The sequence below is a fragment of the Methanomassiliicoccales archaeon genome, assembly GCA_026394375.1.
GTDB lineage: Archaea > Thermoplasmatota > Thermoplasmata > Methanomassiliicoccales > UBA472 > JAJRAL01.
The window spans coordinates 1-11,997 of sequence record JAPKYJ010000015.1 but is presented as its reverse complement, the minus strand read 5'-3'; the positions used below and the strand labels follow the sequence as shown (position 1 = coordinate 11,997).

18 protein-coding genes and 1 tRNA gene are annotated in these 11,997 nt (G+C 58.2%); 7 read left to right on the top strand and 12 right to left on the bottom strand.

The features are described 5' to 3' along the window. Window positions 1-6: 6 nt before the first annotated feature. Window positions 7-504 carry an ArsR family transcriptional regulator gene (locus NT137_03150; protein MCX6652334.1) on the bottom strand — a complete coding sequence of 166 codons (498 nt, stop codon included), beginning with the start codon at window positions 502-504 and terminating at the stop codon, window positions 7-9. Window positions 505-664: 160 nt separating this feature from the next. On the opposite strand from NT137_03150, the gene NT137_03145 reads away from it, so the two are divergent. Continuing rightward, on the top strand, window positions 665-826 hold the full coding sequence (locus NT137_03145) for a hypothetical protein (protein ID MCX6652333.1): 162 nt from the start codon (window positions 665-667) through the stop codon (window positions 824-826). Here NT137_03145 and NT137_03140 read toward each other — a convergent pair. From NT137_03140 to NT137_03130, 3 genes are all read right to left on the bottom strand, one after another. Further along, entirely contained in the window at window positions 807-1,382 is a 576-nt protein-coding gene (locus tag NT137_03140) for a hypothetical protein (protein ID MCX6652332.1), read from the bottom strand. The genes NT137_03145 and NT137_03140 overlap by 20 nt on opposite strands. A 65-nt stretch (window positions 1,383-1,447) precedes the next feature. Next, window positions 1,448-2,908: a hypothetical protein gene (locus tag NT137_03135; GenBank protein MCX6652331.1), complete on the bottom strand. Its 1,461-nt coding sequence runs from the start codon at window positions 2,906-2,908 to the stop codon at window positions 1,448-1,450. Continuing rightward, window positions 2,892-3,620 carry an ABC transporter ATP-binding protein gene (locus NT137_03130; protein MCX6652330.1) on the bottom strand — a complete coding sequence of 243 codons (729 nt, stop codon included), beginning with the start codon at window positions 3,618-3,620 and terminating at the stop codon, window positions 2,892-2,894. The genes NT137_03135 and NT137_03130 overlap by 17 nt, the downstream gene beginning before the upstream one ends. Window positions 3,621-3,792: 172 nt before the next feature. Between NT137_03130 and NT137_03125 the strand changes: the two genes are divergently transcribed. The 3 genes from NT137_03125 to NT137_03115 all read left to right on the top strand — a co-directional run bounded on the left by NT137_03125 (window position 3,793) and on the right by NT137_03115 (window position 5,279). Beyond that, entirely contained in the window at window positions 3,793-4,635 is an 843-nt protein-coding gene (locus tag NT137_03125) for a hypothetical protein (protein ID MCX6652329.1), read from the top strand. 181 nt (window positions 4,636-4,816) lie between these two features. Next, complete coding sequence (locus NT137_03120; protein ID MCX6652328.1) at window positions 4,817-5,152, top strand: hypothetical protein; 336 nt, start codon at window positions 4,817-4,819, stop codon at window positions 5,150-5,152. Window positions 5,153-5,180: 28 nt separating this feature from the next. Next, window positions 5,181-5,279, top strand: a tRNA-Asn gene (locus NT137_03115). A gap of 19 nt (window positions 5,280-5,298) precedes the next feature. Here NT137_03115 and NT137_03110 read toward each other — a convergent pair. From NT137_03110 to NT137_03100, 3 genes are all read right to left on the bottom strand, one after another. Then, window positions 5,299-5,667 carry a cupin domain-containing protein gene (locus tag NT137_03110; GenBank protein MCX6652327.1) on the bottom strand — a complete coding sequence of 123 codons (369 nt, stop codon included), beginning with the start codon at window positions 5,665-5,667 and terminating at the stop codon, window positions 5,299-5,301. A 61-nt stretch (window positions 5,668-5,728) separates the two neighbouring features. Next, window positions 5,729-6,691, bottom strand: coding sequence for a redoxin domain-containing protein (locus tag NT137_03105; GenBank protein MCX6652326.1), 963 nt, complete (start codon window positions 6,689-6,691; stop codon window positions 5,729-5,731). A 70-nt stretch (window positions 6,692-6,761) separates the two neighbouring features. Then, window positions 6,762-7,571, bottom strand: coding sequence for a redoxin domain-containing protein (locus tag NT137_03100; GenBank protein MCX6652325.1), 810 nt, complete (start codon window positions 7,569-7,571; stop codon window positions 6,762-6,764). A 179-nt stretch (window positions 7,572-7,750) separates the two neighbouring features. On the opposite strand from NT137_03100, the gene NT137_03095 reads away from it, so the two are divergent. Further along, entirely contained in the window at window positions 7,751-8,557 is an 807-nt protein-coding gene (locus NT137_03095) for an alpha/beta hydrolase (protein ID MCX6652324.1), read from the top strand. 35 nt (window positions 8,558-8,592) lie between these two features. Here NT137_03095 and NT137_03090 read toward each other — a convergent pair whose 3' ends face one another. Then, window positions 8,593-9,336, bottom strand: coding sequence for a winged helix-turn-helix domain-containing protein (locus NT137_03090; GenBank protein MCX6652323.1), 744 nt, complete (start codon window positions 9,334-9,336; stop codon window positions 8,593-8,595). Between the two features lie 73 nt (window positions 9,337-9,409). Here NT137_03090 and NT137_03085 point away from each other — a divergent pair, with 73 nt between their 5' ends. Then, window positions 9,410-9,820, top strand: coding sequence for a pyridoxamine 5'-phosphate oxidase family protein (locus NT137_03085; GenBank protein MCX6652322.1), 411 nt, complete (start codon window positions 9,410-9,412; stop codon window positions 9,818-9,820). A gap of 36 nt (window positions 9,821-9,856) precedes the next feature. Here the strand turns inward: NT137_03085 and NT137_03080 are convergent, their stop codons facing one another. The 4 genes from NT137_03080 to NT137_03065 all read right to left on the bottom strand — a co-directional run bounded on the left by NT137_03080 (window position 9,857) and on the right by NT137_03065 (window position 11,700). After that, the gene (locus NT137_03080) at window positions 9,857-10,453 is read right to left on the bottom strand and encodes a hypothetical protein (protein MCX6652321.1); all 597 of its coding nucleotides are present in this window, start codon (window positions 10,451-10,453) and stop codon (window positions 9,857-9,859) included. Between the two features lie 73 nt (window positions 10,454-10,526). Then, window positions 10,527-10,736, bottom strand: a complete 210-nt coding sequence (locus NT137_03075; protein ID MCX6652320.1) for a GyrI-like domain-containing protein — start codon at window positions 10,734-10,736, stop codon at window positions 10,527-10,529. Window positions 10,737-10,794: 58 nt separating this feature from the next. Next, window positions 10,795-11,397 carry a DUF2284 domain-containing protein gene (locus NT137_03070; GenBank protein MCX6652319.1) on the bottom strand — a complete coding sequence of 201 codons (603 nt, stop codon included), beginning with the start codon at window positions 11,395-11,397 and terminating at the stop codon, window positions 10,795-10,797. Between the two features lie 129 nt (window positions 11,398-11,526). Beyond that, the gene (locus NT137_03065; GenBank protein ID MCX6652318.1) at window positions 11,527-11,700 is read right to left on the bottom strand and encodes a molybdopterin-dependent oxidoreductase; all 174 of its coding nucleotides are present in this window, start codon (window positions 11,698-11,700) and stop codon (window positions 11,527-11,529) included. 4 nt (window positions 11,701-11,704) lie between these two features. On the opposite strand from NT137_03065, the gene NT137_03060 reads away from it, so the two are divergent. Beyond that, a complete protein-coding gene (locus tag NT137_03060; protein MCX6652317.1) occupies window positions 11,705-11,848 on the top strand; it encodes a hypothetical protein in 144 nt (47 codons plus the stop codon). Window positions 11,849-11,997: the final 149 nt, after the last annotated feature.

Here is an 11,997-nt window from a genome sequence, read left to right as displayed (position 1 = left end):
GCCGCCTCAATCCTTCAGGCGCTCGATCCTGTGCCCTCGGAAATCGAGCTTGATAGAACGTTTCGCCAAGGACCTGAGCATGGTGGAGGTTATCCCAAGCTTCTCGGCCACGTCGCCGGAGAACTTGCCCTCCGTTCCCACGAACTGAATGATCTTCTTCTCCATGGCGTTGAACTCCTTGTCCGGCATCATGGCTACCGAGAGCACGTCCGATATTTCGTACACCGGCCAAGAGGCGTTGATGTGGAATGAGTTATAGTATGTGTGGTAGGCTTTCTCGGGATAATTGCCGCCGGTGGATTGCCACTTGGCCTCGACGAGCTTCATCTTCTCGAAGAACAGGATCGCATCCTTGCCTTCGTCGCCGTACTTGTCTTCGAGCTCCTTGGCGGTGCGCCACTCCAAGGTGACCTCCTTAAGCACCTCGCGCTTCACCCTGGTGTCAACGGCCCTTAACATCGGAACAAGCTCAGAGGGCTCGTTGATGACTTTTATCCTGTTCATGTATTGCCACTAATTGGTCTGCGATACTATAAAAGCCTTTGAGGCTTGGAGGGAATCAACACGAAATTCGTAACGATTGTGCATGGCATTGCAGCATCGAGGGTTGGATCGAGCTTCAGATAGAAAGGTTATTAACATCTCTTCACTTTTCCTAGCTGAAATGAAAGTCGTTCACCAGTGCTGGGTGTGTGGAAAACGACACAAGACCTTGGAGGCCGCCGAGAAGTGCCACAACGGGCCGGTGCAGTCCATCGAGACCAAGATCAAGCGCGACGTGTATCGCGCTCCCTGGGGCAATGCCTTCAGGAAAGAGAAGCAGTGATCCAGTAGACCGCTGCCATCCCGAGGAGGGGCGGGACGATCATGAGGAAATCGTCGTCCACCTGGCGCCAACGCATCTTTTCCAGTTCAATGGCAAGGGCAGTGGCCACGATCGCAGCCAGGACCGCTCGATAATCGAGCCCTATCAAGTACGCTAGGGCGGCGAGCACGATCACGAAGTAGAGGAGCGTCGGCAACAATGGATACATCTTGCTCTTGTACCCGCGCAGCTCTCCGATCAGAGGGTCGATGAATCCCATGCCCAAGAGGGCCGGAGCGGCCAGCTCCAAAGGGAAGAAAAGGAAAGTGAGAACGAGCGCGATAGCGCTCCAGGCCGCGGCGGACATGCGCCGATATTCGTACTCTCGCATGCCGACGATGTGCCACTTGCGCTTCAGCCTGATAGCCTCGAATATGAGCACGATCACCAGGAGTAGGACGAGCACTACCCTCTTGTCCAAGTTGGTGCGCCAGAGCGGGTCTGGAATCCAGTAGTACACCAGGAAGAGCGGCGTGCACGTGTGCACCAAACGACGGAGCACGTGCCCATGGTCCATACGCTCGCATAGATATCGAATTACTAATAGCTAGCGAACGGCTGGCCGTACGGACGATTACCGGGCTAGGCGAACCCGCTCCCCAGCCACTTCTTGTCCAGAGAGCGGTAGAAGATCAGCGTCGTGCTGAGCAGAGCGAAGCACACCAACCCGATGCCCAACGCTGCGAAGAGCGGGTCCCGGTCCAAGCTGAACGACAGTATGGTGATGCTCAGGTCCGGTAGGATGGAGACGGCGGCGAAGCGGGACATGATGCCGGGATTGAAGAGCACGGAGTTCGGGCTCAGCCCAGTCAGATAGGCAGTGGCGATGACCGAATAGGCGCTGGTGATGTACAGCACTGGAAGGGCTATCCAAAGCAGCCTCGTCTCCGAATTGGCGAAGGCGATGATGAGCACGAACGCGGTCGAGATTATGGTGGTCAGGATGAAGAAGGAGATGAGCTTGGTGCGGATGAGCTGCGGCACGCTGACCGGCAGCGTCTCGTAATAATCGAGCGCATCCAGGTTGGTGAGCCAGGAGTAGAACATGACCCCGAACGAGCCGACCATGGCAGCGTAGAAGACAGCATTGAAGCCGATCGGTATGCGCAGGCCGTGGTTCACATACCAGGTCGTGAAACCGAGAAATACCAATGGTGCGACGTAGGCGAGCAACATCTTGCTCAGCGCTCCGCTACGAGCCATATCCAAGAAATCCTTGGCCAGGAGCGACCGATGAGAGCGGGCCCATCCAACCCGTTCGTAGTAGGCGGCGTAACGTTCGCGAACCTTCTGCTCGACGGTCGGGGGGGTGGTGGAGACTAGCGCAATGGCTAGGGCGCTCATCGCCACCACCAGCAAGATGCTCTCCACAGCGTAATTGAAGGCGACCTGCCAGTCTTGTCCAAGAGGCGGAACGGAGTTCTGGAATGCCAGAGAAGGAAGCACTGCATCCAGGGGATACAGATGCAGAATGCCATAGCCACCGAGCAAGGCGATGAAACCGCCCATGATGACCAGGAAGGCGATGCGGGAGCGGATGTAGATCACCGACACCAGGAAGGAGAAGGAGATGCCCAGCATGAACGACAGCAGCACGGTCAAAGATACGAGAGCGATCGAGCTCAAGTGATAGCTGACCACCAGGCTGGCTGCCAGCACCCCCAATACGCCCGGAATGATGATGAGGACGACGTAGAAGATGACGTCCCGGACGTAGAGGGAGGCGAACGCCCTCCGGAACGTGAAAGGCAGCAGGAAAGGCATCGCCACCAGGAAGTTCGCCCGCCCCGTCCTCCTTTCCAGGTAGGTCTGGCCTAGGAAGCCGAACGCCCCGACGCTCATGCCGTAAACGAAGACGCCGCCGTTGACGAACAGCAACATCTCGTTCAGGCGGATGCTTGGCTCCATGATCGGCATGGTGGAGGCCAGGAAGAAAGCGATGAGCAGGACGTAGAGGGGTAAGGTGAAGAACACCCTGGCCGAGGAATAGCTGACGTGCAGTCGGTACTCCTCCCGAAGCATGAACCTAAGCAGGTCGAGCATCCTCTCCCCCGACCAGGCGCATGAAGAGCGCTTCCAGGTCCTCTCCCCGAGCGCGCATCGAGCCCATGTCCTCCTTCGCTACCAATCGTCCCCGATGCAAGATGATCACGTCCTGGCAGAGGCGCTGCGCGATCTCCAGGATGTGCGAGTTGAGGAAGATGGTCCTCCCCTCTTCCCGAAGTCCTTGCAGATACTCCCTCAGCTTCCTCTGGTAGATGGGGTCGAGGTTGATGAACGGCTCGTCCAGGAAGAGGAGCTTGGGCTCGTGGATGAAGGCGCTGGCCAGCATGACCTTCTGCCTCATCCCCTTGGACAGATCTCGACAGAGGGTGCCCCGGGCCTCCTGCAGTTCGAAGAAGTCCAGCCAGCGTTCGACCTTCTTGTCCAGGTTGTCCAACTCGCGCACCTTGCCCGCGAACCAAAGGAACTCGGAGGCGGTGAGATATGAGGGAGGGCTCTCCACCTCGGGAACGATGCCCACGTTCCGCTTGATCTCGATCCCTTGCGTGGCGCAGTCCAGGCCGAGGACGATCGCCCGTCCGGAGGTCGGCCGGATCTGCCCGGTGAGAATGCGCAGCAAGGTGCTCTTCCCCGCCCCGTTAGGACCGAAGCAGCCGAAGAACGACCCCTCCCTGACCTGGAAGCTGACGCCGGCCAAGGCCCGCTTCGATCCATAGTCCTTGGTCAGCATTTCCACCGCGATGACGTCCATCTGACGGTTGCATGGAGGAAACGCTACTTAACCCCTGCCACGGACCACCCAGAGGTCTGGACGAGCCCCGTCCGTCCTCGGCCAACGACCCTTTCGGTCAAATGGCCATGCCAATTGCAGGCTAGTTCCGCCAACATATATATCGCACCGGGGAGTTGCGCTTGCGGAAGGATTGTTCATGCGGGCGGCAGTGCTCCTGGACCTGGATGAGGTTAGCTTTCTCGAGCCGAACTATGAGCGTCTGGCGGACGACAGCTTCACCGGCATGCTGGTAGGCATGAAGGCCACCGAGGCCAGGCTGCTCATCAGCGAGGACGAATGGCCTCTGGCCCTGGCGCTCAAAAACGGCAAGGAGTGGAAGTGCGGCAGCTTCATCCTGCGCAAACCGAACGAGGCGGTGGTGGAGAAGGTGGAGGAGCTTGATGGCGAGCTCTTCCAGGAAGAAAGGGTGGAGTGGGAAGCTGCGGTCAGGGAGTACTACTCGCTGCAGATCGCCAAGCAGGTGCCTCCCTCGGTGGAGGATTTCAATCCCAGGCGGGCAGAGAGCATCGCTAGCTTGCTGAAGGAGCGCTGGGGAGAAGTGGAGGGGAAGGTGTGCGTGGACGCCTGCTGCGGTTCAGGAGCTGGTTCCACTGCCCTTAGGAGCATGGGCATGATACCACTGTCCTACGACAACGACCCTGGACTGATCTCTCTGGGTCTTCGCTCAGGCCGTTTGCTGCCGGAGGAAACGGTCTGCATCGATGGCATGAAGGTCAGCCGACTGCTCAAGCCGGTGCATTTCGGCGTTCTGCTCATGGCGGGCGAGATCGGACCGCACAACCAGCTCATCTGGAGGATACTGGTGAACGAGGCCCTGGAGCTCACGGAGAACACCGTGCTCACCGTGGGAACGGAGAAGGAAGCGAGGTTGCTGGAGCAGTGGGCACGGGCCAAGGGACGTCGGACCGAGGTGCTCGAGAACACCCGCGAGGCGTTCTATGACAACTGGGTATGCGACGCCCGCAGGGTCTGAATGGACGACCTTCGTTCAAATCTTCTTGAGCCGGGGCATATCGCTTGAGGGCACATTGCTTTTCCAACAAGAGCCAGGTATCAACATATCCCACGATGGCCAGGTGGCGAGCGGCAGCAACGGTTTTAAAAGCACAATGTTATCACGTAGCTAGGACGACATTCGTCATCAAGGTGGTCCTATGAAGGGGAGCAGCGCATTGACAAGCAAGCTCGAGAGCGAGATAGAGCTGCTCGAGCGTCACGTCACCATGCTCAAGGTCATCAAGGAGCACGAGCCGATCGGCATCATCAGCCTTTCCCAGGTCACGAGCATCGAGCAGCACAAAGTGCGATACTCACTGCGGATCCTGGAGCATGAAGGCCTGATCGCACCCTCGCCCAAAGGAGCGGTGACAACGGAAAAAGCCAAATTGTTCTTCAACGACCTCAGGGTGATCCTGGACGGGATGGACAAGAAGGTGAAGACCATCCGGGAGAACCTGGACAACCCTGCTGTCCTGAAGGAAAATCATTAATAGACGGCGGCTGTTCTAGTCGCCCGACGCCGTCGTAGCTCAGTCGGTAGAGCGTGTGACTGTTATTCTCCCTGAACCGGGGGGAGCGGTCATCACAAGGTCAGCGGTTCGATCCCGCTCGACGGCGCCTCCTTCTCACCCTCGGTTCATTGCTGCACGCTGATCGGCCTGTCCTCCGAGCGCACCATGGTCAGCAACATCTTGAACTGACTCAAGGCCCGGAGCGCGTGTGGATGGTTCGCCGGCATGATGATCATCTCGCCCTCTTTGAGAATGAACGGCGAGCCATCGATCCTTATCTCCACCTCGCCGTCGAGGACGTGCACCATAGCGTCGAAGGGAGCGGCGTGCTCGCTCAGCCCCTCTCCCTCATCGAACGCGAAAAGGGTCACCGTGCCAGCCTTCTTGTCGATGAGAGTACGCGAAACGATGGCCCCTTCCTGATATGCCAGCAGATCCCTCATCGTCAACTGCTTGCCGACGATGTCCCCCTTCTCCTTCTTGGTCACAGGCATTGTTTCACCAGGGAAGACATATAGCCCAACACACAAGAAGAATTATCTTCGTGCGTCGGGGCTAGCCGAATGTGTAGGCATAGCACTTGAGGCCTGCTGAACTCGTCACCAGTCTCAACTCGTGCATCTCCACTTCCTTTCCCATCACGATGCGGAACATGTCCTGACGGTCGATAATCAGAAGTGGTCGCTCTCCATCGAATTTCACATCCGGACCGGCCAGGGACCTAGGCAGGGGTTTGTCATCCAGCATGATCTCTACCTCCCCCTTGTTCTCCGCGGTCATGACCAGGTTGACCTCCCTGGCCTGGTATTTCAGGAGGATGTGGCCTTTCTGCTCGCCCTCATGCTCCAGATACTCTTCGGCCTGCTTCCACTGCCCGTCCAGATAGATGACACCCAGTTGGTGCGTCTTGTCCTGATCGTGGTAGGCGCAGCGGCCGTTGGCATCACAGTCCGCGGGATTGCCCATGCCCGTATTCCTCAAGAAGCCGGAGTATGTCTCCGAGGTGACGGGATCGAGAAGGCGCACCTCCTCCTCGTGCGGACCAGCATCCAGCTCGATCGGATGACCAGCTTGTCTGAGCAGCAGCGCTATCCATTCCTCGATCTCCTGTTCCCCTCCCTCCCCCGCTCGGAAGTGGCGGATGTAGCCATCCTTGTCGATGAAGAACTGTGCCGGCCAGTAGCGATTGCCGAAGGCGTTCCAGATCTCGTAGTCGTTGTCGACCGCGATGGGATACTCGAGGCCGTGGCGCTTGATGGCATCCTCGATGTTCTTGGCCTCCTTCTCGAACACGAACTCCGGCGTCTGAACGCCGATGAGCACGAACCCCTTGTCCTTGAGCTGGGACCAGAGGTAGCGCATGTGGGGGAAGGTGCGCACGCAGTTCACGCAGCTATAGGTCAGGAAGTCGATCATGACCACCTTGCCCCTGAGGCCCTTCCAGCTCAGAGGGGGAGAATTGAACCACCTGGTCGCGCGAAGCTCCGGCGCCCTCACTTTCGAGAGAAGAGGCGACATGAGAGCAATGAGGCAGCCCGGGGGTAATGAGATTTGCGCGTGCTTGTTCTGTAGCAACTGGGGATATGGATCAGGCGAAGAAGCCCGTGACCTTGACCCCTTTCGCCCGCACCAGGAACGTGGCTTCGCGCATGCGTTCCATGTCCTCCTTGACCACGTGCAGGTGCCTTTCTCCCACCACCTCGAGGACGCTCTGCTTTCCTTTGTAGGAGAGGTCGTCACCGGCTGAGGATCTGGGCACAGGCTTCCCGTCCAGAAGCACTCTTACCTGCACCGGTTTCTCCGCGATGATGCCTATGGCGAGGGACCTTCCTTCGTAGCGCAGGCTGATGGCATCCTCCTCTTCGCTGGTGTGCTCAGCGGAATCCTCGCCCACGTACCAGTCGCCCTCCAATGCCATCTCGCCCAAGCCGGGACGGAGGTCGGCCTCGATGTCCGCCTGGCCAAGAAGGAAGAGGATGTCCTTCTCGATCTCTTCGGCGGCCTTGTCCCCCGCGTGAGTGGAGCGGACCTTGCCCTCCCCGTCCACAAAATGCATCTGCCCCCAGAACTGGTTCCTGAACCCGTTCCATATCTTCATCTCGTTGTCCAAGGCCACCGGGAACTCGATCTCCAGGCCTTTAAGCGCTCTCTGCACGAACTCCTTCTCTTCATCGCGCTCGTATTTCGGCATGTGCACGCCGATGATCTGCAGCTTGCCTTGCAGCTTGCGATGCAGGTAGCGCAGATGTGGCACTTCCGTCAGGGCTGATGGTTCGCCGATGGAGAAGAAGTAGACCAGACACACCTTGCCCTTCAGCTCTTCGGGCTTGATCGGCTTGGAGTTGAACCAGGTGTCGCTCTCGATCTTCGGTGCCTCGAAGACATCCAGGGGGCGCATGAGAAGGTGAGGCGAGCGGTTCATAATCAATGTTGTCTTTGGCTCTTGTCACTTGGCCATTGATTCCACGATCCTGGACCAACAGAGAAGCGATAATACGATAGAAGCTGCAAATGATTTCAATATCATGCATAGGTCTACGGCAAATGTGTTCAGGTGATCGAGAGGAGAGAACGAGAATGCCGATAGTGAGAGCCAATGGGATCGTGCTGAAGTATGAGATCAAGGGCCGGGGCGAGCCGCTCGTCCTCATATCTGGCCTGGGGTCGGACATGACGCCGTGGGGGCTTCAGGTGGCCGAGTTCGCCTATGATAATTTCGTGATCAGCTTCGACAATCGCGGGGTGGGAGGGAGCGATGCTCCGGACGGACCTTATTCCGTGGAGATGCTTGCCCAGGACACCCTCGCCCTCATGGATGTGCTGGGAGTGGAGCAGGCCCACGTCCTCGGAACATCCCTAGGAGGGATGGTGGGCCTGGAGATGGCCGTCAGCCGACCGAACCGGGTCCGCAGCCTGACGTTGGCCGCCACCTCGGCCCGCATGACACAGCGGGAGAGGTTCGTCATGGAGACCGCTCTGAGCGCAGCCGCGAAAGGCGTGGACCCGGAGACGATCACCAGGTTCCTCCTCCCCTGGACCTATTCGGATCGCATGCTCATGGGGGGCAAGCGGCTGGAAGGCCTGGTGAAGGCACGTGCCGTCAGGGCCAGGCAGCAGTCGTTCCAGGCCCTGGCCAGCCAGTTTGCCGCCTGCTCTTCCTACGACGGAGCGAAAACGCTCGGGAAGGTTAGGGCGCCGACATTGGTGATCGCAGGCAAGCACGACCTTCTCACGCCCATTTATTGCTCTGAAGAGCTCGTGCATGGAATAGCTGGAGCCCGCCTCGAGATACTGGAAGGGGGACACGGCCTGAACTCCGAGGCACCGGAAGCCTTCAATCCAGCAGTGATGCGTTTCCTCAGGGAAGTCGACGGACGGAGCTAAGAGAGACCCGATGAAGGTCGACGTTGTGCCATGCCTCACGAGCCTAGGCTCGACACCAGCTGGTCCACTCCCTTTAACGCCCTTCTTCCTCGGTGCGTGATGGAGTACGCCCTTGTTCCCCTGTTCAAGGAGATGTATCCCGCCTCCTTGAGGCTGCGGACGTGGAACTGGAGGTGCCCGGTACGCATCTTCAGACGACGCGCGATCTCGGACAGCGAAAGTTGCTGCTCGGCGAGCATGCGCAGAATGGTCAGGCGCCAGGCGTTGGACAGTGGTCCGAGCGCCCTCTCGATTTCCTCCGGGGTGCCTTCCCCCTTCCGGCCAAGATGAGAGGAACCTCCTTCTCCCGTCCCGAGCTGCTCCCTCAGACGAGCATAGATGTCCAATATGACCGTCATCCTCTCCACGGTTCCCACGGCGGCGGAATTGCATGCGCCGTCACGGCAAGGCGATACGTCGCCACAGAGCATGCCCCTCGTACCTTCGAGCTTGGTCTGGGCCGATGCTAGATCGTCGTCTTCCAGATCATCGATGACCCCGTCCACGACCTCCGCCGTCTTGGCGATGCAGGCCGACCGGTTCTCGCAGGAGGATGATCGCTGGACATCGAGCATATCGGAATCGAACGACCTTCTGCCTTCCACCCCCAGGGCGCTGCGCAGCTCGTCGACGAAGACCATCTTGAAGTCCTCGTATCTCAGGCTGACCAGCCGCTGGTTGATCTCTCCCAGATCGTCCCGCAGAGAACGCAGCTCGCTCAGTATCGGATCGCTCTTCATGTGTTGTATAGAAAAATATGCATTACCAATATTTATGTATTTCTTGTTCTCCTACTGCTTACTAGGTGAAACAATGGTCGCAATGCCTGATGAGGTCATGCAAGCCATCAACACGCAGAAGGCAGGAAAGGTGCTGGCGACCGTCCGCGAGGACGGCAGTCCGCACGTCATCCAGGTGGGGAGCATCATAGCCCCCAGCCCGCAGATGATCGCCTTCGGTGCCATCCTGATGAAGGAGACGAGCAAGAACCTGGAAGCGATGAAGAAGAAAGGCGTAATGCCAGCCGTCCTGGTGACGGTGGAGATGAAGTCCTACCAGGTCCGTGGCAAGGTGAAGGACAAGGTCACCTCCGGCCCGCTCTTCGATAAGATGAACGAGGAACTGAAGAAGATGGGGCTGAAGGCGAACGTCGTCTGGACCTTGGAAGTTGCTGAGGTCTACAACCAGAGCCCCTCCTACGACGCCGGCAAGAAGATCGCATGAAAAGAGCGGGGCGCGAGCCCCCTCCCTTTCTGTTTCTTAGTCTGATTCATTCTCAGAGAGTTCTTCGACCAGGTCCGGGACGTCCCGCCGGCCGTAGAACTTGAAGCCGCCCTTGACCTTGCCCTTGAGCGTCTTGTTGACGCGTTCGCAGGCCGTTCTCGGGGAGTATCCTTTCTCTAGCACCAGGTAGTAGAAGTTGAGGAACCAGAGGGCGGAGTCAGCGAACCAGACGTCGTTCTGCGGCGCAATCATGCTCTTGGCGCCGGTGAAGCTGATCACCTCGGCGGCGAAGCCTTTGCGCCCGGTCGAGCAGGCGGAGAAAGTGATGGTTTTGTCCTCGAAGCAGAAGTCTTTGAGCTCCCAGGCACCCAGTTGGCCCTGTGGAAGCTCGATCTCTGCGTACTCGGGCAGACCGTGCGCAGAGAAATGCACGAAATCGAACTTGTCCAGGTCCTTCTTGTTGCGGATGTACTGGATTAGCTGAGCCTTGTTCTTGACTCGGTACGAGCACACCCGCTCTCGGTCATGCTCGAAGATCATGTCCAGGAAGTGCTTGAGCATCACGCCCTCGTTGAACTTCTCGTTCTTAGGGATGCACTCTAGGATGAGGACACGCTTCTTCCGACGGGGCATGACCCTCACTCACCCGGGACAGTAATGAATATTCTGGATGAAGGTGTGAAGGAAATGAATACCATCCCAAGGTTCACTTCTTCTTCACCGGCCAGACGATCTCCGTTCGCCATTTGGGTGCATCCTTCTCTTTCACAGGATCGCCGTGATATATCTCCCTGGGAGCACCAGCGTACTCGTACGCGTTTGCATTCAACCAGGCATCGATCTCGTCGTAGGTGCCCTTCAGCGTGTCGTCAGCATCCCACGATTGAAATTGTGGGTTGCTGACTAGAATTCGCACGACCCAAGCGAAAGTGCCTTATTTCACAAGGAGCGCAGTGCTTCGGAAACTTCCGCAGTCAATCGACCAGCAACAGGCAGGTCCACAACGGCTCCTTCGGCGGCCAGAGGACCTCGAGCCCCGCCTTGCGCGCAGTGGCGGCGGCATCTATTCCCATCGCTTCCATGCTCGGCCTGGAAAGGAAAGGATGACGACATTCTCCTCCGGGACCGGCACAATCATCGCACAAAGAGCAACATCCCCCAGACAATGCAACGGCGAACGGATATCCCATCGACAGCGCATCCTTCTCCAGCCTTGCCAGGGATTCCATCATCGCCTTCATGGAGGACCTCATCCTCTTCCGGTAGTCCTTCTCCTCCAGCAGCTCGCCCACGCTTTTGCCTTTGAATTCTTTCGAGACCTGATCCTGATTCAACCCGATGGGGAACTGCAGCACGATGCCGAACGAGTATCGGGAGAGGATCTTCCTCATCTCGTCCAGACCTGGAAGGTTCGGAGGGCACATCAGATTGCGGGAATAGTGTTCGCATCGAGGCACCAGGCACTTGAGGCGCACGCGTTCGTCGACCACTACGTCCGTTGCCTGGATCAGACCGACCGAGCTGGCGCCGTATTCCTTGGCCTTGGATGCCAGGATTTCCAGGTCCTTCTTTTTCATCGAGGCGTCAATGGAGCAGGAGAATGAAAAGGGTTGCCTAGTCCGCACTCGATGACTGAAACTCAGGACTTCATCTGCTAAAAACACTGGCTGACTAGCTCACACTGGAAGGCTAGATAGGCGAATGTCCTAGCGGCTGTACCGCTCCTCCTTCCAAGGATCGGCGGAATCGGAGTATCCGCGCTTCTCCCAGTAGCCGAGCTCGTGCTTGGTCATGAAGTCCACTTGGCGCACCCACTTCGCACTCTTGTAGGCGTAGAGGTGAGGCACGACAAGCTGCCTCGGCCAGGGCCTGTCCTTCATCGACTTGAATCTCTCGGTTCTGCCCGGGTTCGCCTGGTCATTGCTGGTCGTCTTCGGTTTGGCCTATCTGGGTAAGAGGTCGAGGAGGGCGATGGAGGTGCCTAGGAGGAAGGCGGCCCTCGCGCTGATGGGGGAGAAGAAACCCTGACTGGCGGATCAGCCTCAGACAGATTTATAAGTATGTCGCCAGAAAACCCACGAACTTCAGTCGTGGGATGAATGGCGATAAAGTTCAAATGCCCGAATGACCGTGGCGTACACATCGCTCCATCGGGCACGGGACTGGCAACGGTCTGC